Origin of the sequence: Actinomyces timonensis DSM 23838, from assembly GCF_000295095.1 — a bacterium.
GTDB lineage: Bacteria > Actinomycetota > Actinomycetes > Actinomycetales > Actinomycetaceae > Actinomyces > Actinomyces timonensis.
Genome location: NZ_JH806632.1, coordinates 442,216 through 465,520 on the forward strand (window position 1 = coordinate 442,216; position 23,305 = coordinate 465,520).

The 23,305-nt window shown below is 72.2% G+C and carries 21 protein-coding genes; 4 read left to right on the plus strand and 17 right to left on the minus strand.

Going from position 1 to position 23,305, the window contains the following annotated elements; all coding sequences use genetic code 11:
- Positions 1–50 precede the first annotated feature (50 nt).
- The gene (pta, locus tag A1QA_RS0101975; RefSeq protein WP_017177258.1) at positions 51–2,105 is read left to right on the plus strand and encodes a phosphate acetyltransferase; all 2,055 of its coding nucleotides are present in this window, start codon (positions 51–53) and stop codon (positions 2,103–2,105) included.
- A gap of 48 nt (positions 2,106–2,153) precedes the next feature.
- Positions 2,154–3,344 (plus strand): acetate/propionate family kinase, encoded by a 1,191-nt coding sequence (locus A1QA_RS0101980; protein WP_017177259.1) that lies wholly within the window; start codon positions 2,154–2,156, stop codon positions 3,342–3,344.
- A 795-nt stretch (positions 3,345–4,139) separates the two neighbouring features.
- Here A1QA_RS0101980 and A1QA_RS0101985 read toward each other — a convergent pair.
- The 5 genes from A1QA_RS0101985 to A1QA_RS0102005 form a co-directional block, all read right to left on the minus strand.
- Positions 4,140–5,015 carry a GRP family sugar transporter gene (locus A1QA_RS0101985; RefSeq protein ID WP_154652191.1) on the minus strand — a complete coding sequence of 292 codons (876 nt, stop codon included), beginning with the start codon at positions 5,013–5,015 and terminating at the stop codon, positions 4,140–4,142.
- A 97-nt stretch (positions 5,016–5,112) separates the two neighbouring features.
- A complete protein-coding gene (locus tag A1QA_RS0101990; RefSeq protein WP_017177261.1) occupies positions 5,113–5,739 on the minus strand; it encodes a ribonuclease H family protein in 627 nt (208 codons plus the stop codon).
- A gap of 58 nt (positions 5,740–5,797) precedes the next feature.
- Positions 5,798–6,442: a MarC family protein gene (locus A1QA_RS0101995; protein WP_017177262.1), complete on the minus strand. Its 645-nt coding sequence runs from the start codon at positions 6,440–6,442 to the stop codon at positions 5,798–5,800.
- Between the two features lie 93 nt (positions 6,443–6,535).
- The gene (locus tag A1QA_RS0102000; RefSeq protein WP_017177263.1) at positions 6,536–6,802 is read right to left on the minus strand and encodes an HPr family phosphocarrier protein; all 267 of its coding nucleotides are present in this window, start codon (positions 6,800–6,802) and stop codon (positions 6,536–6,538) included.
- 198 nt (positions 6,803–7,000) lie between these two features.
- Positions 7,001–8,125: a GuaB3 family IMP dehydrogenase-related protein gene (locus A1QA_RS0102005; protein WP_017177264.1), complete on the minus strand. Its 1,125-nt coding sequence runs from the start codon at positions 8,123–8,125 to the stop codon at positions 7,001–7,003.
- An 82-nt stretch (positions 8,126–8,207) separates the two neighbouring features.
- Here A1QA_RS0102005 and A1QA_RS0102010 point away from each other — a divergent pair, with 82 nt between their 5' ends.
- Positions 8,208–8,954, plus strand: a complete 747-nt coding sequence (locus A1QA_RS0102010; RefSeq protein WP_017177265.1) for an exonuclease domain-containing protein — start codon at positions 8,208–8,210, stop codon at positions 8,952–8,954.
- Positions 8,955–9,067: 113 nt separating this feature from the next.
- On the opposite strand, the gene guaB is transcribed toward A1QA_RS0102010, so the two are convergent.
- The 3 genes from guaB to A1QA_RS0102030 all read right to left on the minus strand — a co-directional run bounded on the left by guaB (position 9,068) and on the right by A1QA_RS0102030 (position 12,187).
- On the minus strand, positions 9,068–10,624 hold the full coding sequence (gene guaB / locus A1QA_RS0102015) for an IMP dehydrogenase (RefSeq protein ID WP_017177266.1): 1,557 nt from the start codon (positions 10,622–10,624) through the stop codon (positions 9,068–9,070).
- 173 nt (positions 10,625–10,797) lie between these two features.
- Complete coding sequence (groES, locus tag A1QA_RS0102020) at positions 10,798–11,094, minus strand: co-chaperone GroES (RefSeq protein WP_017177267.1); 297 nt, start codon at positions 11,092–11,094, stop codon at positions 10,798–10,800.
- Positions 11,095–11,341: 247 nt separating this feature from the next.
- Positions 11,342–12,187: an ElyC/SanA/YdcF family protein gene (locus A1QA_RS0102030; RefSeq protein ID WP_017177269.1), complete on the minus strand. Its 846-nt coding sequence runs from the start codon at positions 12,185–12,187 to the stop codon at positions 11,342–11,344.
- Positions 12,188–12,417: 230 nt separating this feature from the next.
- Between A1QA_RS0102030 and A1QA_RS0102035 the strand changes: the two genes are divergently transcribed.
- Positions 12,418–13,713 (plus strand): class I SAM-dependent methyltransferase, encoded by a 1,296-nt coding sequence (locus tag A1QA_RS0102035; RefSeq protein WP_026048610.1) that lies wholly within the window; start codon positions 12,418–12,420, stop codon positions 13,711–13,713.
- A gap of 130 nt (positions 13,714–13,843) precedes the next feature.
- On the opposite strand, the gene tsaD is transcribed toward A1QA_RS0102035, so the two are convergent.
- The 9 genes from tsaD to alr form a co-directional block, all read right to left on the minus strand.
- Positions 13,844–14,896 carry a tRNA (adenosine(37)-N6)-threonylcarbamoyltransferase complex transferase subunit TsaD gene (gene tsaD, locus A1QA_RS0102040; RefSeq protein WP_017177271.1) on the minus strand — a complete coding sequence of 351 codons (1,053 nt, stop codon included), beginning with the start codon at positions 14,894–14,896 and terminating at the stop codon, positions 13,844–13,846.
- A gap of 112 nt (positions 14,897–15,008) precedes the next feature.
- Positions 15,009–15,779 carry a succinate dehydrogenase/fumarate reductase iron-sulfur subunit gene (locus tag A1QA_RS0102045; RefSeq protein ID WP_017177272.1) on the minus strand — a complete coding sequence of 257 codons (771 nt, stop codon included), beginning with the start codon at positions 15,777–15,779 and terminating at the stop codon, positions 15,009–15,011.
- Complete coding sequence (locus A1QA_RS0102050) at positions 15,776–17,809, minus strand: fumarate reductase/succinate dehydrogenase flavoprotein subunit (RefSeq protein WP_051000538.1); 2,034 nt, start codon at positions 17,807–17,809, stop codon at positions 15,776–15,778. The genes A1QA_RS0102045 and A1QA_RS0102050 overlap by 4 nt, the downstream gene beginning before the upstream one ends.
- Before the next feature lie 5 nt (positions 17,810–17,814).
- Positions 17,815–18,540 carry a succinate dehydrogenase cytochrome b subunit gene (locus A1QA_RS0102055; RefSeq protein WP_208853899.1) on the minus strand — a complete coding sequence of 242 codons (726 nt, stop codon included), beginning with the start codon at positions 18,538–18,540 and terminating at the stop codon, positions 17,815–17,817.
- 311 nt (positions 18,541–18,851) lie between these two features.
- A complete protein-coding gene (locus A1QA_RS13085; RefSeq protein ID WP_017177275.1) occupies positions 18,852–19,475 on the minus strand; it encodes a GNAT family N-acetyltransferase in 624 nt (207 codons plus the stop codon).
- A 17-nt stretch (positions 19,476–19,492) separates the two neighbouring features.
- Complete coding sequence (tsaB, locus tag A1QA_RS0102065; protein ID WP_017177276.1) at positions 19,493–20,239, minus strand: tRNA (adenosine(37)-N6)-threonylcarbamoyltransferase complex dimerization subunit type 1 TsaB; 747 nt, start codon at positions 20,237–20,239, stop codon at positions 19,493–19,495.
- 24 nt (positions 20,240–20,263) lie between these two features.
- Positions 20,264–21,310 (minus strand): hypothetical protein, encoded by a 1,047-nt coding sequence (locus A1QA_RS0102075; RefSeq protein ID WP_017177277.1) that lies wholly within the window; start codon positions 21,308–21,310, stop codon positions 20,264–20,266.
- The gene (gene tsaE, locus A1QA_RS0102080) at positions 21,307–21,903 is read right to left on the minus strand and encodes a tRNA (adenosine(37)-N6)-threonylcarbamoyltransferase complex ATPase subunit type 1 TsaE (protein ID WP_017177278.1); all 597 of its coding nucleotides are present in this window, start codon (positions 21,901–21,903) and stop codon (positions 21,307–21,309) included. Before tsaE ends, A1QA_RS0102075 begins: the two co-directional genes overlap by 4 nt.
- Positions 21,904–21,932: 29 nt before the next feature.
- The gene (alr, locus tag A1QA_RS0102085; protein ID WP_017177279.1) at positions 21,933–23,285 is read right to left on the minus strand and encodes an alanine racemase; all 1,353 of its coding nucleotides are present in this window, start codon (positions 23,283–23,285) and stop codon (positions 21,933–21,935) included.
- Positions 23,286–23,305 lie beyond the last annotated feature (20 nt).

Sequence of the window (23,305 nt, forward strand, 5' to 3'; positions counted from 1 at the left end):
CGCCGACCGGCGCCGCCGCTCGACGTCGAGATGAGAGAAGGACCAGCACCGTGGCGCGCAGCATCTACATCGCATCCCCCAACGCAGGAACCGGCAAGTCGACGGTGGCCCTCGGCCTGGTCACCGTGCTCGCGAAGGTCGTCGCCAAAGTCGGCGTCTTCCGCCCCTTCGTGGACTCGCGCGACGAGCACCCCTTCCTCGACCTCCTCCTGGCCCACTCCGGCTCGTCCCTGCCCGCCGAGCAGTGCGTCGGCGTCACCTGGGACGAGTTCCACGCCGACCCCGAGGAGGCGCTGCCACGGATCGTCGACGCCTACCGCGCTGTCGCCCGCGAGCACGACGTCGTCATCATCGACGGCTCCGACTTCACCGACGTCGCGGGCAACCCCGAGCTGTCCTTCAACGCGCGCGTCGCCGCCAATATCGGCGCCCCCATGCTGCTCGTCGTCTCCGGCGAGGGCTCCCCCGAGGAGGTGCGCGCCAGCGTCGAGGTCTCCATGGCGGAGATCTCCGACAACCTCGGGCGCACTGCCGCGGTCCTGGCCAACCGCTGCCCCGAGGCCTCCCGGCAGGCGATCGCAGAGGCCCTCGGCGGCATCGAGGGCGTCACCGCCTCCACCCTGCCCGAGGTGCCCCTCCTGTCGGCCCCGTCGGTCGGGGAGATCCTCGACGCCGTCGACGGCACCCTCATCTCCGGCGACACCGCCCTGCTCGAGCGCGAGGCCGAGTCCGTCCTCATCGGCGCCATGGACGTCTCCCACCTCCTCGACCACCTCAAGGGGGGCCAGCTCGTCATCGTGCCGGCCGACCGCTCCGCCGTGCTCATCTCGCTGGCGGCCGCCCAGGCCTCCTCCACCTTCCCCACGCTGTCCGGCCTCGTGCTCAACGGAGGCTTCGACGTCGCCCCGCACGCGCTGAGCATCGTCAAGGGCCTCGGACTGACCCTGCCGATCATCACCTCGCCGATGGACACCTACGCCGCCGCCTCCGCGGCCGGCTCGGTCAAGGGCTACCTGGCCACCGCCTCGAAGCACAAGCTCGACGTCGCCATCACCGCCTTCGAGAAGGAGGCGGATATCGCCTCCCTCATGGCGGCCCTCGAGGTGGAGCCCTCCGACGTCGTCACCCCGATCATGTTCCAGGCCGAGCTGGTGGAGCACGCCAAGGCCCGCACCACCACGATCGTCCTGCCCGAGCCCGACGACGACCGCGTCCTGGAGGCCGCCGACGCCATCCTGCGCCGGGGCATCGCCGCCATCGTCCTGCTGGGCGACGAGACCACGGTCCGCTCCCGGGCCGCCGAGCTCGGCCTGGACATCTCCGCCGCGCGCGTCGTCTCGCCCTCGGACCCCGAGCTGCTGGAGAGGTACGCCGCCGAGTTCGCCCGCCTGCGCGCCAAGAAGGGCGTCACCCTGGAGCAGGCGCGCGAGAAAGTCCAGGACGTCTCCTACTTCGGCACCATGATGGTCCACATGGGCGACGCCGACGGCATGGTCTCCGGCGCCGCGCACACCACCGCCCACACGATCGTCCCGTCCTTCCAGATCATCAAGACCAAGCCGGGGACCTCCATCGTCTCCTCCGTCTTCCTCATGCTCCTGGAGGACCGCGTCCTCGTCTACGGCGACTGCGCCGTCAACCCCGAGCCCACCGCCGAGCAGCTCGCCGATATCGCCATCTCCTCGGCCGAGACGGCCCGCCAGTTCGGCGTCGAGCCGCGCGTGGCCATGCTGTCCTTCTCCACCGGCACCTCCGGCCAGGGCGCGGATGTGGACAAGGTCCGCGAGGCGACCGAGCTGGTGCGCGCCAAGGCGCCCGAGCTCGCCGTCGAGGGCCCCATCCAGTACGACGCCGCCATCGACCCGACCGTCGCGGCGAAGAAGGCCCCGGGATCGGCGGTGGCCGGCAAGGCCACGGTCTTCATCTTCCCGGACCTGTCCAGCGGCAACATCGGCTACAAGGCCGTCCAGCGCTCCTCGGGCGCCGTCGCCGTCGGCCCGGTCCTCCAGGGGCTCAACAAGCCCGTCAACGACCTGTCCCGCGGGGCGCTGGTCGAGGACATCGTCAACACCGTGGCCATCACCGCGGTCCAGGCCCAGGGCTGACCGGCCACCGCGGCCCCACCCCTCCCCCTCCCCCCACGAAAGGCAGACATGACCACCCGAACCGTCCTCGTCATCAACTCCGGCTCCTCCTCCATCAAGTACCAGCTCGTCGACCCGGACTCCGGCGCCTCCCCGGCCTCAGGGCTCGTCGAGCGCATCGGCGAGGCCGAGGGCGCCATCAAGCACAAGCACGGCGAGGACGTCACCGAGCTGACCGAGCCCGTGCCCGACCACGGCGCCGGGCTGAAAGAGGTGCTGCGCCTCTTCGATGAGAAGGGCCCGGCCCTCGCCGAGGCGAACATCGTGGCCGTGGGCCACCGCGTCGTCCAGGGGGGCAAGTACTTCTCCGGCCCGGCGCTCATCGATGACGACGTCGTGGCCACCATTGAGAAGCTCGTGCCGCTCGGCCCCCTGCACAACCCCGCCCACCTCAAGGGCATCGAGGTGGGCCGCGAGCTCCTCTCCGACGTCCCGCACGTCGCCGTCTTCGACACCGCGTTCTTCCAGGACCTGCCCGAGGAGGCGGCCCGCTACGCCCTCAACCGGGAGGTGGCCGACACCTACGAGATCCGCCGCTACGGCGCCCATGGCACGTCCCACCAGTACGTCTCGGGCGTCGTCGCCGACACGCTCGGCCGTGACGACCTCAAGCAGGTGGTCCTCCACCTGGGCAACGGGGCCTCCGCCTCCGCCGTCGTCGCTGGGCACGCCAAGGACACCTCCATGGGCCTGACCCCGCTGGAGGGCCTCGTCATGGGCGGGCGCACAGGCGATATCGACCCTGCGGCCGTCTTCCACCTCGCGCGCGTGGCGGGCAAGAGCGTCGACGAGATCGACCATCTCTTCAACCGCGAGTCCGGCATGAAGGGCCTGAGCGGCGACAACGACATGCGCGCCGTGTGGGCGCGCATCGAGTCGGGCGAGGCCCAGGCCCGTGAGGCCATGGACATCTACATGCACCGCCTGGTCAAGTACGTCGGCGCCTACACCGCCGTCATGGGCGGCCTCGACGCCCTGACCTTCACGGCCGGCATCGGTGAGAACGACGCGAACCTGCGCGCCGAGCTCTGCGAGCGCCTGGCGTACATGGGGGTCCGGATCGACGGCGAGGCGAATGCCCTCCGGTCCTCCGAGGCGCGTATCATTTCGACTCCGGAATCCACCGTCACCGTACTCGTGGTTCCCACCAACGAGGAGCTCGCCATCGCGCGTCAAGCGATGACCCTGGTTCAAGGCTGATCTGAGGCTTTCCCGACGCCGACCACGGCGGCTCCTCGAACGGGCCCGGTCGCAGCTCCCCGCTGCGGCCGGGCCCGCTGGTTCCGGCCGGGCCCCGCAAGGGGCATACAGGGCCTATAGAACACTTTGTGTTGGTTCGAGGCCTGGTTTTCGTTGGAATCGAGGGGTTTCCTCGGTGTCCGAGTCGGTTCGTCCCAACTTCATCCCCGGACATTCTGTGCTGGTCGAACACGGGGCTTTCGTTGCAATGGCGGGGCAAACCCGCGTCTTGACTCACTAATCGGGCAGTAGGGACCATGGACATACCGTGTTGGCTGGGCGCTGGGCTTCCGTTGCGATCTCAGCGAAATCGCTCTGCTGAAGCCAGGTGCTGCCCCCACCCACGCCTCCCGATCCCACTTGCGCCGCACCACCACCACAAACCCAGGTGAGCCATCCCCCGATAGGCCGCTGCCGTGACTGTCTGGACGGGGGTTCGGCCCTCTGGACGGGCTCTTCCCCGTCAGGACGGCGGTAGCGCCCCCGTCCAGAGGCGCAAGACCCCGGTCTGTTGCCCGAACCCGCGTCCAGACGGGCAGCGAGGAGCGCGCCGTGGGTGTCGCTGGCGACGCCACGCCGTCGGAAGCACCTGGAGACCGTCTGAAGCACCCCCAGACCGTTGAAAGCACCCCGTAGCAGGGTGCTCAAGACGGTCTGGGGGTGCTCTGGACGGCTTGGGGAGACTCTCGACGAGGAGGCGCCAGCGGTGCTGCCGTCGTCACCGCCCCGTGACTCTATGCAGGACCACCGTGGGCGTCACAGCGACGCCGCGGCCCCCAGCATGCCCAGGCCGAGGAGCGCCACCACGATCCCGGCGGCAGTCGCTTTGAGCTCCTTGCGGGACCGGTGCTCGTGGAGGATGAGGAGCGCCCCCAGGGTCGCGACGATGAAGCCGAGCTGGGACAGCGTGAAGCCGGTGGCCACCCCGACCTTCCCCGTCGCCCACAGCATGAGGGCGTTGCCAAGGCACCAGACGGCCCCTGCCCCGAACGCTGGGAGGCGCCTCGGCCCCGCGATGGGCTCACGCCTGGGCAGGACCACCATGGTGAGGACCGCGCCGAGGAGCACGCCGATCCCCATCGGGCCCAGGGCGTGGTCGGAGGGCACCTCCACTTCCCGGAGCACCGAGGCGTACGAGCCGTAGAGCACTGAGGTGATCGTGGTGCTGATCAATCCTCGACGGCGAGCCGCCGCATCGGGCTCCGGGCCGGCGCCGGCCTTCTCCTGCCATGAGCAAGCCGTGCCGCCAATGCTGATGAGCAGCAGTGCTGCCAGTCCGAGGGGCATGGCCCCGGGCGCCCGCCACTCGCCGAACAGCACAATGCCGAGCATCGCGTTGATGCTCAGCTGCATCGCGCTGGTCAGTGGCTGGGTCAGAGCGACGCCCCAGGCCATGTAGGCGCGCAGCATGAAGATCTGACCGCCGGTCCACATGAGACCGCAGACGATGCCCCACACAAGGGACCGGCCGTACCAGGGGGCGCCCAGGAGCAGGGCGGCGAGGATACTGCCCGTTCCCGCCCCAAGAAGCACCATCGTGTTCTGGCGCCTGGGATCGGTGGGGAACGCTCCCAGAAGGAGGGCCATGACGCCCCACAGGACCGAGGGGATAAGGGCGAGGGCGATGTTCATCGCCATAGTTTACGGTCCCGGAACCGCGCGGGGGTCGAGTCCGCTGGGGCAAGGTCCGATCAGGCGGTGGCGCCCAGCGGCCAAGGGCCAGAGGCCCTCAGAAGAGCGTGCCGCGCTCGGCGCGCAGGCGGGCGCGACGAGCGGCCGTGGCGCCGGGCACCGCGGCGGGCTCCCCGGATGCGCCGGTCGGCCCCGACGGCGTCCGCGAGCCGTCGGCACTGGGCGCGCCTGACGGCGTCGGGGAGGCGCCGACCCCCGGCCAGCCCGGCCCGCTGGGTACAGCGGCGCCCCGCTGGTAGGCGGTGGCGGCGGCGCGGGCGCGGGTGTCGGCCGCCTCGTTCATGGGGTGGCCGACGTGGCCCCGCACCCATTCGAAGCGCACCTGGCGCCCGGCCAGGGCCTCATCGAGGGCGCGCATGAGGTCCTCGTTGAGGACGGGCTTGCCGTCGGCCTTGCGCCAGCCGCGCTTCTTCCAGCCGTGGCGCCACTTGGTCAGGGAGTTGATGACGTACTGGGAGTCCGCCTGGATGAGGAGCTCCTCCCCCGCCAGGCCCGCGGCCGCCGTCGTCCGCAGGAGCTCGAGGACGGCGGTGAGCTCGCCGCGGTTGTTGGTGGACTCGGGCCAGCCCCCGGCCGCCCAGCAGCCCTCGTCCACGTACCACGCCCAGCCCGCGGGACCGGGGTTGCCCAGGGCGGACCCGTCCGCCGCCGCGATGATCGTCATGCCGCCCAGCCTATAGGCCGCGGCCGGCCGGTCCGCACCGCTCGATGGTCCGGGCGCTTCAGCCGCTCAGCCCGGGGAAGAGCCGGGACAGGCCGGCTGCCAGCATGCTCACGGCGATGGCGGCCAGGATCATCCCCATGAGCCGGGTCATAATGGTGCGCAGCGTAAGCGACATGTGCCGCCCGATGGTGCTGGAGAAGTGCAGCACGGCGCCCAGCGCCCCCAGGACCAGGACGAGGGAGAGCACGACGGCGGCGATCCCCTTCGCGCCGCCGGCCTGGGTGAACAGGACGATAATGGTGGTGATGGTCCCGGGACCCACGATTATGGGGAAGGTCATGGGGTAGAAGGCGACGTCGTTGGCGGCGGCGTAATCGACGGCGTGGGCCTTCTCCGTCTTGCTGCCCTCGTGCGCGCTCGAGCCGCGCCCGCTCAGCATGCCCAGCGCGATGGTGAGCAGGACCAGGCCGCCGGCGACCCGGAAGTCGTCGATGCTGATCCCGAAGAAGCGCAGCAGGGCCGAGCCGCTGACCGCGACCACCGCGCACATGAGGGCGCTGAACAGGGTCGTGCGCCAGGCGGTCCGCCGCTGCTGGGCCGGCTCCTGGCCGGCTGTCAGGGACAGGAAGAGCGGCAGGTTGACGAAGGGGTTCATAATGGCGAAGAAGGCACCCAGAGCCTTGACGAGCAGGGTGAGGTCCATGGCGCCATTGTGCCCCCTTCTCACGATCGTGGGGCGCGCACCACCACGGTGCGCGCCCCACGCCGGATGAGCGGGCGGTCCGCCCGCGACGCCTCAGGCGTCCAGGTCGGTCTCGAGGAGGGCCTTGAGCTCCGCGAGGGCGCTCTCGGATCCGTCAGCCTCGGAGGCAAGGGTGACGACGTCGCCGTGACCGGCGCCCAGCGTCATAACGCCCAGGATGGAGGAGGCGTCGACGGGGGCGCCGCCCTCCTTGGCGATGGTGACCGGGACGCCCTTCTCGGCGACGGCCTTGACGAAGGTGGCGGCAGGACGGGCGTGCAGCCCGACCTTGGAAGCGATGGTGGCGGTGACCTGTGCCATGAGCGGCTCCTTATGAGATGAGAGGGGCGGCACCTCGAGACCGTATGCGCCCCATGATTGACGCGCACCAGCTGGAGGGCTGGCGTCCTGACTGACAGTACCCGACGGGGCGGCCTCGTCGCAGGCGCATGGGCGGGCCGATGCGATCCGATCGCGATCCGAACGCGCGCACCGGCTCGTCGCGCGCCGGGGCGCCGCTCAGCTCGGGGCGTAGGGGGCCAGGACGATGCCGACGCGCTGGAGCTCCTTGACGTCGCTATAGCCGGTCGTGGCCAGGGTGCGGCGCAGGGCGCCCATGATGTTGAGCGTGCCGTCGGCGCGGTCGGAGGGGCCGTTGAGGATCTCCTCGAGGGTTCCCACGGTGCCCACGTGGGTGCGGTAGCCGCGCGGGAGCCGGGCGTGGTAGGCCTCCGAGCCCCAGTGGTAGCCGCCGCCCGGCGCCTCGGCGGCGCGGGCCAGGGCGGCGCCGAGCATGACGGCGTCGGCCCCGCAGGCGATGGCCTTGACGACGTCGCCGGAGTTGCCGACCCCGCCGTCGGCGATGACGTGGACGTAGCGGCCCCCGGACTCGTCCATGTAGTCGCGCCTGGCGGCGGCCACATCGGCGACGGCGGTGGCCATGGGCATGTGGAGGCCGAGGACCTGCCGGATGGAGGAGGACGCGCCGCCTCCCTGCCCGACGAGCACGCCAGCGGCCCCGGTGCGCATGAGGTGGAGGGCCGCCGTGTAGGTGGTGACCCCGCCGACGACGACGGGCACGTCGAGCTCGTAGATGAAGCGCTTGAGGTTGAGCGGCTCCTTGGCCCCGGAGACATGCTCGGCCGAGACCGTGGAGCCCCGGATGATGAGCAGGTCAACGCCGGCCTCGATGACGGCGCGCCAGTGCTCGAGCGTGTGGTTGGGGCTGAGCCTGCCCGCGACGACGGCGCCCGAGGCCCGCAGCGCCGCGACGCGCTCGGCGATGAGGCCGTGGTCCACGCGACGCGAGTAGACATCCTGCAGGACGCGCGTGGCCTCCTCGGGGGCGGCCGAGCGGATGCGCGAGTAGGCCTCGGAGGGGTCCTCGTAGCGGGTCCACAGGCCCTCCAGGTCGAGGGCGCCGATGCCGCCCAGGCTGCCGACGGCGATCGCGCTGCCGGGGCTCATCGCGGAGTCCATGGGGGCGGCCATGACGGGCAGGTCGACGTGGTAGGCGTCGAGCTGCCAGCCGACGCGCACGTCGCGCACGTCCCGGGTGCGCCGGGAGGGGACGAGGGCGATGTCCTCGAAGGAGTAGGCCTGGTGGGCGCGCTTGGAGCGCCCGATCTCGATCTCACCGCTCATGGCCCGATCCTAGACGGGCGCTCCCGGCCACCGCCCGCGGGGCGCCCGGATACGTGTCAGTGCCCAGTGGCATCCTGGGTCCATGAGCGCAGAACCCGCCGCATGGGCCTCCGGACCACTCCTCGGATTCGACACCGAGACCACGGGCGTCGATCCCACCAGCGAGCGCCTGGTGACCGCCGCACTGGTGGCGCGCGGGCCACGCGGGGCCGACGGCGCGCGGTCCCAGTCCGTCACCACGTGGCTCGCCGATCCCGGGGTCGAGATCCCGGCGGCGGCCGCCGCCGTCCACGGGATCACCACCGAGCGCGCGCGGGCGGAGGGGCGCGCCATCGAGGAGGTCCTCGCCGAGGTCTCCGACGTCCTCGTCACCGCGATGGGGGCGGGCACCCCCGTGGTCGCCTTCAACGCCTCCTATGACCTCACCCTCCTGGAGGCCGAGCTCTCCCGCCATGGCCTGGCCACCATGCGCGAGCGCCTGGGACGCGAGCTGGGGCCGATCCTCGATCCGCTGGTCATCGACCGCGCCGTGGACCGCTTCCGCCGGGGCAAGCGGCGCCTGGGGGACATGGCCGCCGTCTACCGCGTTCCGGTGGATGAGGCCCTGCACACGGCGGAGGTCGATGTCATCGCCACGCTCGACGTCCTCGAGGCGATCCTCACCGCCCACCCGGCGGTGGCCGCCACCCCCGCCGAGGAACTGGTGGCCGTGCAGGCGCGCTACCACCGGCAGTGGGCGGAGTCCTTCAACGAGTGGCTGGCGAGGAAGAACCCGGGCCGGCCCGGGGCGCAGACCGCCTGGCCGCTGCCGGACTCCGCACTGGCCTGAGAGCCGCCGCCAGCCCGTGCGAGCGGGCGGGCGCGAGTGGCGGCGGGGCGCTGGCGCGCTGGCCGGCCAGGCGCCGCCGCCCCAGCGTCCCAGGGCCACGCCGCTCAGTCGCCCTAGGAGCGCGACTGGTAGTTGGGGGCCTCGGCAGTCATCATGACGTCGTGCGGGTGGGACTCCTTGAGCCCCGCGGAGGTGATCCGGACGAACTGCCCGCGCTCCTTGAGCTCGGGGATCGTGCGGGCTCCCACGTAGAACATCGACTGGTGGAGGCCTCCCACCAGCTGGTAGACGACGTCGGCCAGCGTGCCGGAGTACGGCACCTGGCCCTCGATGCCCTCGGGGACGATCTTGGAGTCCGAGGAGACGTCGGCCTGGAAGTAACGGTCCTTGGAGTAGGAGCGGCGCCCGCGCGAGCTCATCGCGCCGAGCGAGCCCATGCCGCGGTAGCGCTTCCACTGCTTGCCGTTGACGAAGACGAGGTCCCCCGGCGACTCGGTGCATCCGGCCAGCAGGGAGCCCAGCATGACCGTGTCCGCGCCGGCCACGAGGGCCTTGGCGATGTCGCCCGAGTACTGCAGGCCGCCGTCGGCGATGAGCGGGATGCCCGCGGGACCGCAGGCGCGCGCGGCCTCGTAGACGGCGGTCACCTGGGGGACGCCGACGCCCGCGACGACGCGGGTGGTGCAGATCGAGCCCGGGCCCACGCCGACCTTGACGGCGTCGACCCCGGCGTCGATGAGCGCCTGGGCGCCCTCACGGGTGGCGACGTTGCCGCCGATGACCTGGACGCGGGAAAAAGCCGGGTCGGACTTGAGGCGCGAGATCATCTCCAGCGCCAGGCGCGCCCCGCCATTGGCGGTGTCGACGACGAGCACGTCCACGCCGGCCTCGGCCAGGGCGGTGGCCCGCTCCCAGGTGTCACCCCAGTAGCCGACGGCGGCGCCGACGACGAGCCGGCCCTCGGCGTCCTTCGTGGCGTTGGGGTACTGCTCGGTCTTGACGAAGTCCTTGACGGTGATGAGACCGGTGAGGCGCCCGGCGTCGTCGATGAGGGGGAGCTTCTCGATGCGGTGCTCGGCGAGCAGGGCCTTGGCATCCTCGCGCGAGATGCCGGTGCGCCCGGTGACGAGGCGCTCGCGCGGGGTCATGCAGTCGCGCACGCGGATCGTCGACCACTTCTCGGCCGGGACGAAGCGCAGGTCGCGGTTGGTGATGATGCCGTGGAGCTCGCCGCCGGGGCCCACCACGGGCAGGCCGGAGACCTTGTACTGGCCGCACAGCTCATCGAGCTGGGAAATGGTGGCGTCCGGGCCGACGGTCACGGGGTCGGACACCATGCCGGACTCCGAGCGCTTGACACGGCGCACCTGGTCGGCCTGGTCCTCGATGGACAGGTTGCGGTGGAGGATGCCCATGCCGCCCTGCCGGGCCATGGCGATGGCCATCTCCGACTCGGTGACGGTGTCCATGGCGGCGCTGAGCAGCGGTGTTGACAGGGTGATCCCACGGGTCAGGCGGGAGGTCGTATCGACCTCGGAGGGGATGACGTCCGTCAGCCTGGGCAGGAGGAGCACGTCGTCGTAGGTCAGTCCGGTGGGGGCGTAGATGTCGGGGCTGGTGATCGAGTCGCTCACGGTCGCATCGTAGGTCGGCGGCGGGCAGCGGCGCATCCCAGGTCCGCCTGCCGCGGTCAGCGGGGCGAGCGCCATCGCTCCCTCGGGGGCCCGAGCGGCCCCAGTGCATTCCCAGGGCGCTCTCAAGGCGCTGCGAGAATGCTCGGATCCCCCGGCGGCCGTTGCGGCTGCCGGGGGATCCGAGAGGCGCGGGCTCGTGCCCGCGGGAGTCACTTCGTGACGACCGCGAGGACGTCGCGGGCGGAGAGGATGAGGTACTCCTCGCCGTCGTACTTGACCTCGGTGCCGCCGTACTTGGAGTAGATGACGATGTCGCCCTCGGCGACATCGACCGGGACGCGGTTGCCGTTATCGTCAACGCGGCCGGGGCCCACGGCCATGACCTTGCCCTCCTGGGGCTTCTCCTGGGCGGTGCCCGGCAGGACGATTCCGGAGGCGGTGACCTGCTCGGCCTCGACCGTCTGGACGACGATCCGGTCCTCGAGCGGCTTGATGGAGATCGACATTGCGGACCTCCCCTTCTCGCTAGTGGGTGTGATGACGTTGTCTGCCGCGCTCGATGCGCGCTGTGCCGCCGTCGCGGGGGCCGGCAAGCGCTCCTGAGTGCGAGCCGCGGGGCCGGTCGGGCCCCGTGCCGGGAATGAATCTACGTCCGCGATTAGCACTCAGTCAACGCGAGTGCCAGACGGTCGCGGTGCTTTCGCCGACGGCGTGGCCGGGGGCGCCGGGGCTGAGGAGGCGGCCGCGCGCGGCTCAGCGGTGCGCGCGGGTCCAGGCGACGGCGTCGTCGACGCTCGTCTCATGGCGACCGAGGATCGGATCGCGGCCGCTGAGGGCGTCCCATGCGGCCTTGGGCAGGGCCAGCCCCTCCCTGGCCAGGGCCTTGGCGTAGGTGCCCCGGTCGGCGTGGGCGCGGGCGTCCCCCACGCCGTCGGCATCGACGCCCGCCGCGCGGCACAGGGCGACGGCCCGGGGCACGTGGTAGTCCTGCGAGACCATGAGCGCACGGTCGACGCCGAAGACCTTCTTCGCGCGCACGCAGGTGGCGTGGGTGTCGAAGCCCGCGTAGTCGAGGGCGATCGCCTCGGTGGGGACGCCGTCGCGCTCAACGAGGTAGCGGCGCATGGCCTCCGGCTCGTTGTAGTGGGCGTCGCCGTTGTCCCCGGAGACGAGGATCGCGTCGACCTTCCCGTCCCGGTAGAGCTGCGCGGCGGCGTCCAGGCGGTAGGCGAGCCAGGGCGATGGATCGCCGGAGGGGTAGACCTGGGCGCCCAGGACGATCGCGACCGGCGCCGAGGGGGTTCCGCCCTCGCCCGGATCGTACAGCCGCCCCGCGCTGGCGCCAGCCACCCAGATGGCGGGCGAGGCGAGGAGGACGACGGCGAGGCCGAGGCATCCCAGGATGATGCGACGGCACCGCCTGGGGCGGGGAGAGCGCCGCTCGTGGGCCTCGCCGTCGGCGCGCTCCGCGCTCGGCGCGCCCGGGCTGGCCGGCGCGCCCGGCATACCCGCGCTGGCCGGAGTCGTGTTCGGCGCGCCCGGGCTCCTCGAGCCCTCCGGGTTCGCGCTGCTCGCGACGTCGTGCCCGGGGTCGGTCATTCTTCCCTCCTCATCGGATCCGCCATGGCATGCGGACCACCTTAGGGCCGCCGGGCCCGGATGGCGACGGGGAGAACTGAACACATGCCATGATCGGGGCGATGACTGACTCCCCGCACGACACCGCCACGACTGAGCCCGATCACACCGAGCAGCCCGCCGCGCCCTCCGACCAGGCCGCCCAGCCCACGCAGCCCGCCGCGCCCTCCGACCCGGCGGCGCTCGCCCTCATGCCCCTCCTCACCCCGGAGGGCTGGGCGCTGCTCGGCTCGCTGCCCCCGTATGACGAGGCTGAGGCGCTCAGCCTCACCGAATCCATGCGCGAGGAGGGCCACTCCCCCGAGCTCGTCGCTGCGGCGCTGTCGCAGCAGCGCCTGCGGGGGCGGGCCGAGGCCAAGTTCGGCCCCTTCGCCACGGCCATGCTCTTCACCCCCGATGGGCTGGAGCAGGCCACGCGCCTGGCCGTCGCCGCCCGGCACGCCGCCCGCTACTCGGCGGCAGGGGCGAGCAGGGTCGCGGACCTCGGCTGCGGCATCGGCGGGGATGCCATGGCCCTGGCGGGGCTCGGGCTCGCCGTGCTCGCCGTCGAGCGCGACGAGGCGACGGCGGCGCTGGCCACGATCAACCTCATGCCCTTCGAGCAGGCGCGGGTGCGCTGCGGCGACGCCCTGGGCATCGACCTTGAGGCCGAGGGTGTCGACGCCGTCTTCGCCGACCCTGCCCGGCGCGCCGGGAGCCGCCGCATCACGGACCCGGAGCAGTGGTCCCCCGCTCTGTCCGAGCTGCTGGCGCTGCGCGAGTCGGTTCCCGCCCTCGGCCTCAAGGTGGCGCCGGGACTCGACCACGCAGCCATCCCCGACGACGCCCATGCGCAGTGGGTGAGCGTCGATGGCGCCGTCGTCGAGGCCGGGCTGTGGTTCGGGCCGCTGGCGCCCGAGGGCCCGGGGCGCTCGGCTCTGTGCCTGCGCACCGGCGGCGCGGATGGGGCATCCGCTGAGGCCGGCGGGACTGGCGCGGTGAGCGCGTCAGTGCTGCGCGATGAGAGCGGCGCCGCGCCGTCGTCACAGCCCGAGCAGGCCGAGCCCATCGGGGGAATCGACGAGCTCGGCGCGCTCATCATCGAGCCCGACGGCGCTGTCATCCGCGCGGGCCTGGTGGCGCAGGTGGCCAGGAGCGCGGGCGCCCGGCCCGTCGGCTCGCGCATCGCCTACCTGACGGCGGATGAGGCGCCGGGCGCGGAGCTCGAGCCCTTCGTGCGGGCGTGGCGGATCGTAGACGTCCTGCCGCTGCACCTGAAGTCCCTCAAGGCGCGGGTGCGCGAGCGCGGCATCACCCGCCTGGAGATTCACAAGCGCGGCGTCGACGTCTCTCCCGACCAGCTCCGCACGGCCCTGCGGCTGCGCGGAGGCAAGGGCAACGAGGGCGAGACCTGGCTGCTCACCCGCATCGGCGCCCAGGGCGGCGAAGGGGAGAAAGGCTCCAAGGGCGCGAAAGGCGCCGTCCTCGTCGTCGCCCCAACTCCTTAGCCCCGCTTATCGCCGAAACCGGGCGAACAGCACGGCGAAACCGGGCGGTTTTCCACAGATCCGAATCTCGCCGTGCTGTTCGCCCGGTCTCGTTCATAGGGTGGGGCGATGAGGGGGCGGGTCAGGAGAATCAGGGGATGCGGGCGATGATCGTGTCGAGCGGCATGCCGGAGTCGGGTGCGAAGTCCAGGGGCGAGGGCTCGACGCCGGCGCGCACGGCAGCCGCCCCCAGGGCCGCGATCTGGGCCCCGTTGTCCGTGCAGTAGCGCAGCGGCGGGATGCGCAGCGCGATCCCCGCCGCCTCGCAGCGCTCGGCAGCGAGCTCGCGCAGCCGGGAGTTCGCCGAGTAGCCGCCGCCGATGACGAGAGTGTCGCAGTCGGCGTCGAGGCAGGCGGCCACGGCCTTGGCGGTCAGCGAGTCGTTGATCGCCTCGGAGAACGCCGCGCAGATGTCGTCGACGGGGACCTCCTTCCCGCCGTCCTCCAGGGACTCCACATAGCGGGCCACGGCCGTCTTGAGGCCGGAGAAGGAGAAGTCGTAGCGGTGGCGCTCGCGGTCCTTGGCGGCGGCCAGCCCCCGTGGGAAGCGGATCGCCTCGCGGTCGCCGGCCCGGGAGTGGCGGTCGACATGCGGGCCGCCGGGGTAGGGCAGGCCGAGGAGGCGGCCGACCTTGTCGAAGGCCTCCCCCGCGGCGTCGTCGAGGGTGCCTCCGAGTTCGACGACGTCGGTGGCGATGTCCCGGATGCTCAGGATGTTCGAGTGCCCGCCGGAGACGATGAGCCCGATGAAGCGCTCGGGCAGGGGCCCGTCGACGAGCTCGTCGACGGCGAGGTGCCCGATGACATGGTTGACGCCGTAGATCGGCTTGCCGAGCGACGTGGCGAGCGCCTTGGCGGCGGAGATGCCCACGGTGAGCGAGCCGATGAGCCCGGGCCCGGCGCACACGGCGATCGCGTCGACCTCCTCCAGCCCCACCCCGGCACGCTCCAGGGCGGCGTCGAGCGTGGGGACGAAGGACTCCAGGTGGGCGCGGGAGGCGATCTCGGGAATGATCCCACCGAAGCGGGCGTACTCATCCATCGAGGTGGCGGTGACATCGCCGAGGAGCTCGCGGCCGCGCACGAGGGCGACGCCGGTCTCATCACAGGTGGACTCGATGCCGAGGATCAAGGGTTCGCTCACGGCGCTCAGCCTAGTACGCGCTGGGGCGGCCACCTGTGCGGTGGCCGTCCCAGCGGCAAGGCGCGTGCGCGCCGTCATCCCCCGTGCCCGGGAGGCGGAACTCAGTGCGATCTCAGTGAGCCTTCTGGCCCTTCCACAGCGCGTGGCCGAGGTCGCGGTTGAGGCGCGAGATGACCTCGATCGGCACGGACTTGGGGCACACCGCGGCGCACTCGCCAATATTCGTGCAGCCGCCGAAGCCCTCGGCGTCGTGCTGGTTGAGCATGGAGACCACGCGGGCGAGGCGCTCGGGCTGGCCCTGCGGGAGCAGGCCCAGGTGCGAGATCTTCGCGCCGGTGAACAGCATGGCGGAGGCGTTCGGGCAGGCGGCCACGCAGGCGCCGCAGCCGATGCAGGCGGCGGCCTCGAAGGCGGCGTCGGCCTTCTCCTTCGTCACCGGCACTGAGTGCGCCTCGGGGGCGCCGCCGGTGTTGACCGAGATGTAGCCGCCGGCCTGGACAATGCGGTCCAGGGCGGAGCGGTCCACCATGAGGTCCTTGAGGATCGGGAAGCCCGTCGAGCGCCAGGGCTCGATGGTGATCGTGGAGCCGTCCTTGAAGGAGGGGTCCTCGGCCAGGTGGCGCATGTGCAACTGGCAGGTGGTGGAGCGGATGGGCCCGTGGGCCTGCCCGTTGATGACGACGCCGCACTGGCCGCAGATGCCCTCGCGGCAGTCGGAGTCGAAGGCCACGGGGTCCTTGCCCTCGGCGAAGAGCTGCTCGTTGAGCAGGTCGAGGACCTCGAGGAAGCTCATGTGCTCCTCGATGCCGGTCATCGAGTACTCCTCGAAGTGGCCCTTGGCGCTCGTGTTCTTCTGGCGCCAGATCTTCAGCTTGATGTTCACTTGTAACTCCGCTGCTTGAGCTCGATGTCCTTGTAGATGAGGTCCTCCTTGTGGAGGATCGGCGGCTGGTTCTCGCCGCCCCACTCCCACGCGGCGACGTAGAGGAACTCGTCGTCGTGGCGCAGTGCCTCGCCCTCGGGGGTCTGAGACTCGGCCCGGAAGTGGCCGCCGCAGGACTCGCGGCGGTGGAGGGCGTCGATGCACATGAGCTCGGCAAGCTCGAAGAAGTCGAGCAGGCGCCCAGCCTTCTCCAGTGCCTGGTTGACCTCCATGGCCTCGCCGGTGACCTTGCCGTCCCTCCAGAACTCCTCCTTGAGGGCGCGGATCTGCTTGATGGCCTCGCGCAGTCCGGCGTCGCGGCGCTCCATGCCGCAGTACTCCCACATGATGCGGCCCAGGGCCATGTGGAAGTCGTCCACGCTCCGGTTTCCGCGCAGCGCCATGAGGCGGTTGACGCGGTCCTCGACACTGGCCTTGGCCTCGGCGATCTCGGGGGCGTTCGGGTCGGCCTTGCCCAGGCGCAGCATGTCCGCCAGGTAGTCGTTCATGGTGTCGGGCAGGACGAAGTAGCCGTCGGCCAGGCCCTGCATGAGGGCGGAGGCGCCCAGGCGGTTCGCGCCGTGGTCGGAGAAGTTGGCCTCGCCGCCGATGTACAGGCCCGGGATGTTGGACTCCAGGTCGTAGTCGACCCACAGCCCGCCCATCGTGTAGTGGACGGCGGGGTAGATGCGCATCGGGACCTCGTAGGGGTCGTCTCCCGTGATGCGCTGGTACATCTCGAACAGGTTGCCGTAGCGGGCGGAGACGGCGTCCTTGCCCAGGCGGCCGATGGCCTCGGAGAAGTCGAGGTAGACACCGCGGCGCATCATGCGCTCGGTGCCGTCCGGGGTGGTCTCCTTGATGGCGGGGCCGACGCCGCGGCCCTCGTCGCACATGTTCTTGGCCTGGCGCGAGGCGATGTCGCGCGGCACGAGGTTGCCGAAGGCCGGGTAGATGCGCTCGAGGTAGTAGTCGCGGTCCTCCTCGGGGATCTGGCGCGGGTCCTTGTCGCAGTCCTCGGCGCGCTTGGGCACCCAGATGCGCCCGTCGTTGCGCAGGGACTCGCTCATGAGGGTGAGCTTGGACTGGAAGTCGCCGGACTGCGGGATGCAGGTCGGGTGGATCTGCGTGTAGCAGGGGTTGGCGAAGTAGGCGCCCTTGCGGTGCGCGCGCCAGATGGCCGTGGCGTTGCAGCCCATGGCGTTGGTCGACAGGAAGAAGACGTTCCCGTACCCGCCGGTGGCCAGGACGACGGCGTCGGCCAGGTGAGTGGTGATCTCACCAGTGACCATGTCGCGCGCGACGATGCCGCGGGCCCGGCCGTCGACGATGATGAGCTCGACCATCTCGTGGCGGCGGAACTCCTTGACCGTCCCGGCGTGCACCTGGCGCTCGAGGGCCTGGTAGGCGCCGATGAGGAGCTGCTGGCCTGTCTGGCCGCGGGCGTAGAAGGTGCGGGAGACCTGGACGCCGCCGAAGGAGCGGTTGTCGAGCAGGCCGCCGTACTCGCGGGCGAAGGGCACGCCCTGGGCGACGCACTGGTCGATGATGTTGGCGCTGACCTCGGCGAGGCGGTAGACGTTGTCCTCGCGGGCGCGGTAGTCGCCGCCCTTGACGGTGTCGTAGAAGAGCCGATAGACGGAGTCGCCGTCGTTGCGGTAGTTCTTCGCGGCGTTGATGCCGCCCTGCGCCGCGATGGAGTGCGCGCGGCGGGCGGAGTCCTGGTAGAAGAACACCTGGACGTTGTAGCCCTGCTCGCCGAGCGACGCGGCGGCGGCGCCACCGGCCAGGCCCGAGCCGACGACGATGATGTCGAGCTTGCGGCGGTTGGCCGGGTTGACGAGCTTGGCGTTGAACTTGCGCTGCTCCCAGCGCTGCGCGATCGGGACGTCGTGCGGGGCCTTGGTGTCGGCGATCTTGTCGCCCTCATAGTAGAGGCCGTCGACGAGCGGCGCCGTCGGGGTGGGGGTCGATGCGGTGGTGTTGCTCATGTCTTTCACTTACCCATCCAGTTGATGCCCGCGTTCGCGGCCTCGACGGCGTACTTCGCGGCGTCCATGGGCTCAGGGGTGAGGCCCAGGAGAATCGCGGTGGGCACGCACATGAAGGCGAAGAAGAGGCCGAAGGCGACGATGAACGCGATGAGGCGGACGAAGGGGATGACGTTGCCGCGGATCGCCCCGAGGGTCTGCAGGGCGGACCACACGCCGTGCCACACGTGCAGGCACAGGGCGGCCAGGGCCACCGCGTAGATGAGCCAGACCCACCACAGCTGGAAGCCGTAGTACATGTTCATGTAGGCGCGGCCGTGCTCGTAGTGCCCGCCGGGCGTCAGGTGGAGAGTGGTGAACTGGAGGATGTGCCAGACGAGGAACAGCAGGAGGATGACGCCGCCCCAGCGCATGGTGCGCATGGCGTAGCGGGAGGCGAAGTAGTCCGCGTTGGACTTCTTCACCGCGTAGGCGTCGTTGCCGCGGGCCTTCTTGTTGCGGATCCACAGGTGGAAGGCGCTGCCGGCGTGGGCGGCGAGGCACACGAGGAGGGCCACGCGCAGGATCCACAGGAAGCCGCTGAAGGGCAGGATCGGGACGAGCAGCTCGCGCAGGAAGTACGCGTAGTGGTCGTAGGCGATCTCACCCTCGAAGTAGTGAGTGTTGCCGTAGGCGTGGAACAGGACGAAGAACAGGAACACGAGGCCTGAGACCGCCATCATGCGCTTCATGAAGACGGTCGTCGTCAACGCGCTCCGCTTCTTGGAGGGAACAGTCGCTTTGGTCACGCGGCGAGCCTACGGATCCCTCGCCGCCGATGTTCGGGACCCTTGGACCCAGAACGTCAGATAACCCGCCCGACCCCGCGTTTCCAGGCAAAACTCTGGACATTTCGCCGTCGCGCGCTGCTGGCAGGCCCATGGGGTGAGGCCCGGACAGCACTAGATCAGCCCGGCATTTCGTCACACCCATGTATAGGAAATAGTGATGGAGGTCCTATTCGACGGCGCCCCGAGGTGCCTGGGAGGGCTGTTCGGGCCGGTCAGACAGCCTCCGAGCCCACGGGCCCGACGCCGCTGGCGCGCGCGGTCCCGGGGAGCGCCAGTCGCATGACGACGGCGTCCTCGGTGGGGGCGGAGTAGTAACGGCGGCGCCTGCCGATCGGCTCGAAGCCGCGTGCGAGGTAGAGCGCCTGGGCGGGCTCGTTGGAGGCGCGGACCTCCAGAAGGATGGCGCCACAGCCGGCCTCCCGCGCCTGCGCGATGAGGTGATCGAGCATGAGGCGGGCCAGGCCGCGGCGCCGGGCGCGCGCCGCCGTGGCGATGGTGAGGAGGTCGGCGTCCCCCCGGCCGTCGCCGAACCAGAGCCCCGCGTAGCCGAGGATCGCGCGGCCGCCATCGGCACCGCCAGCGCCGCCAGCGCCATCAGCCCCATCGGAATCATGAGCGCCCTCGCCCTCAGCATTCTCGCTCTCGACGACGACGTAGCGGCGGTCGGCCCCCTCCCCCTGGCTGGCCGCGAGCTCGGCGCCCAGCAGCGCCGGGCTCCACGCCTCACCCCCGAAGAGCTCGGCCTCGAGGGCGGCGACGACGTCGAGATCATCGGCGCGCATCTCGCGCAGGCGCGCTGGCGGGCAGGCGGGGGGCTCCGCGGGCTCGGTGCGCATGAGGGCCTCGGCCGCCCTCAGCCCGCGAGGGCGCGCTTGCGGCCCGCGGGCATCTGCACGTCCGCCAGGCGCAGGTAGAGGGGCTCGGTGGCGAGCTCCTCACCCCGGGCCAGGCGGGCCAGGGCGATGCGCACCTGCGCCTCGGCGCTGCCCGAGGCGGGGGCCAGCACGGGGCGGCCATCCGCGATCTCGGGGTAGAGGACGCATCCCGATCCGGCGGGGACTGCGTCAGGGCCGAGGCCCGCCAGGCGCTCGGCGGCGGCGAGCGGGGTCGTGACCGCTGGCGCGGAGAGAGCCTCGACGTCGTCGGCACCCCGAGCGCGGTAGGCGGCGCAGTAGACCTCCTTGCGGCGCGCGTCCGTGGCCACGAGGATGGTCGCGGCCTCGGCCGCCTCCCGCCCGCGCTCGGCGGTGAGCTCGTCGAGGGCCAGGCGGGCGACGGCGTCGAGACTCGGCACCCCATGCGCGGGGATCGAGCGGGCGCGGGAGAGGGCCCGGGCGGTGACGAGGCCGGCGCGCAGGCCGGTGAAGGGCGCGGGGCCGGTGGCGGCCACGACGGCGTCGAGCGGGACGTCATCGGAGGGGGCGGCGAGGGCGGTGGCGAGCATCGGCCCGAGCGACTCGGCGTGACGACGGGAGTCCTGGAGCGCTTGGGCGGACAGGATCTCCAGGGGGCGCCGGACGCCGTCGGCGGAGACGCCGGGCTCGGCGTCGCACAGGAGGAGCTGGGTGCCGAGGGAGGAGTCGATGGAGAGGATGCGCACGGGGGGAGCCTATCCCGGCGCGGGTCAGGGCTGCTCGGGCGTCCTGGCCATCTCGGGGGTCTTGGCGTCCTCAGCAGAGCCCTCGCCACGCTTGGGAGCCTGGTCCGGGCGGGCGACCTCAGCCGTCCTCCAGCGCCGGGGCTTGGCCGGGGGCCTCGTGGGCGCGAGGACCCGCCGCTCCCGGCGCACCGTGATGACGATGAGGAGCAGGCCGAGGCCGACGGCGGCGGCCACCTCCGCCTGCTGGTCCGAGCTGAGCACCGAGTCCTCGCCCTTGCTGCCCACGGCGGGGGCGGGGGTGGTGCCGTGGGAGCGCTGGAGGATGACGGCGGAGTAGTCGTCCAGGGAGATGGGGCCGGCGAGCATCTCCTGGGCACCATGGGAGGCGGCCCGGGCTTGGCCGCCCGAGACCACGTACCAGTCGGTGGACTGCCCGAGGACGATGACGGTCCCCTGGGCTCCCGAGGGGGATGCCGAGCCCGTGGAGGTGGGCGAGGGACTGGCCGACGGCGTTCGCGCCGTGGGTGGCGCCTGGGTGCTGCCGGGGGCTGAGGCCTGGGGGGAGGCGGTCTCCAGGAGGGCGGCGGCGAGGAGCTCGTCCTCGACGGGGGCGCCCTGGGCCGTGGAGTCGGCGACGACGACGGCGATCGCGCCGATGGGGTCGCCGTCGGCCAGGACGGGCGCGACCCAGAGGGCGGCCGCGGGGAGAGGAGCCTCCGGGGCGCTGCCGTCGAGGAAGCCGGTGGACCAGCGGTGGACCTGGGCGGGCTGGCCAAGCGTCGTGGAGGCCCCGCTCGCCGCCATGCCGGAGGCGAGCGACGACCCCTGGTCCTGGAGCCACGCGCGCGCGATGGCCTCGTCCCCGGGGGCGGGATCGGCGGCGGCGTGCAGGTCGGGGATCGTGGAGGATGAGGCGGGGGCCGTGGGTGTCGTGGAGCGCGCGGGTGAGGCGGCGGCGCTGGGGGCGATGAGGAGCCGGGCGGCTGCGAGCGGCGCGAGCATCATGAGCACGACGACGAGCGCCGGGATCACGGGGCGCGCCGGGAGGCGGCGGGGGGCCGTGCGCATCATCCGGCCAGCGCGCTGAGATCCACGCCGGCCCAGCGCCGCCCGTGGGCGCGGATCGTGATGGCGCGGCGCCCGTCGTCGACGCCATCGAGGTCGAGGGCCGGGCGGGCCGCGGGGTCGGCGTCGCCAGGTGCGGAGGCGCCGTCGTCACGAGTCGCGGGATCGGCGCCGCCGGCCGCGGGGAGCCCGCCGTGGGGGCGGTCCACGGAGATCTCGAGGCGGTCCTCGGCGAGGCCCTCGACCTTGTCCTGGCCCCATTCGACGAGGGTGACGGAGCGCTCAATGGAGGAGTCGAGGTCGAGGGCGTCGACCTCCTCGAGGCTGGTGAGGCGGTACGCGTCGACGTGGATGAGGTCCGGCCCGTCCCCAAGGGCGGGGTGGGCGCGGGCGATGATGAAGGTGGGCGAGGAGACGCGGCCGCGCACATCCATGGCGGCGCCGATCCCTTGGGCGAGGGTGGTCTTGCCCGCGCCGAGCCCACCGGTGAGGAGCACGAGGTCACCGGAGCGGAGCAGGGCCGCGAGGCGCGCGCCGAGGGCGCGGGTGGACTCCGCCCCGGTCGTCTCGACGACGATCTGGCTCAGGGTGTGGAACATCGCGACTCCTCTCGGCTGGAAGCGGCGGTTCAGACTCTATCCTCCCAGCCAACTCCCAGATAAACGCGCGGGACCCGCGCGCCAAGGCGGGTGACGATCTCATAGTTGATCGTTCCGCACACGGCGGCCCACTCGTCCGCCGTCGGGATGCCCGCGGGATCAGCGCCGTCGCCCCACAGCACGGCGGTGTCGCCGGCCCGAGCGCCGGGGGCGGGGGCGCTGGAGCCGCCGGGGGCGGGGGCGCCAGAGCCGCCGGGAGCGGCGGGCCCGAGGTCGATGACCATCTGGTCCATGCACACCCGGCCGACGATCCGGGCGTGGACCGGGGCGGGGGCGGCATCGCCGCCTCCACCCTGGGAGGGGATCACCGTGACGGGGGCGCCGGAGGCGGAGCGGGGAATGCCATCGGCGTAGCCGAGGGGGACGAGGCCCACCCACCGGTCCGTGGGCGCGGTCCAGGTTCCGCCATAGGAGACCGCTTGGCCGGCGGGGATGCGCTTGACGAGGGTGAGGGGCGCCTCCAGGCGCATGGCGGGGCGAAGCCCGAGCCCGGCGCTGGTGGCCACGGTGGGATCGGGCGAGAGCCCGTAGAGCCCGATGCCGGCGCGCACGAGGTCGAGGCGCGCGTCGGGGTGCCAGAGCAACCCGCCGGTGGCGGCGAGGTGGCGGACGACGGGCGTCAGGCCGGCGGAGGCGACGGCGTCGGCGGCGGCGTGGAAGCGGGCGAGGTGGTCCTCGGTGGAGCCGGAGTCGGGCTCGTCGGCGCGGGAGAGGTGGGACCACAGGCCGACGACGGCGAGGCTCCCGGCGCGCTCGGCGCCAGCGAGCTCGGCGGCCAGCGCGGGGAGCTCGTTGTCGGTCGCGCCGGCGCGGGACATGCCGGTGTCGGCCTTGAGATGGACGCGGGCGGCGCGGCCCTCGGCCTCGGCCGCCGCGGCGATGGCGCGGGCCTGGTCGATGGTGGACACGGAGAGGTCGAGGTCGGCGGCGATCGCGGCGCGCAGCGGGGAGCCGGGGGCGGCGGCGCGCTCGGGAGTGAGGACGGGGGCGAGCCAGGTGAGGACGCGCGGCGCCGTCGGGGTCGGAAGCGCGCGGGCCTCGGGAGCGGGCCGGGCGATGCCGGCGGCGTCGAGCAGGGAGCGCAGGTGGAGGGCCTCGGCGAGCTGGGCGACGCCGAGCCAGGTGGCGCCGGCGCCCAGGCAGGCGCGGGCGACGGGCTCCAGGCCGTGCCCGTAGGCGTCCGCTTTGACGACGGCCATCCACGGGGTGCCGGCAGCCTGGGCAAGAACCGCGGCGTTGTGGGCGATGGCGCCGAGGTCGATGACGGCCCGGGAGGTGGTGGCGGGGGTCGGCTGCGGGGCAGAAGGTGTTGTCGCGCTCACGCGGTGATTCTCCCACTCCT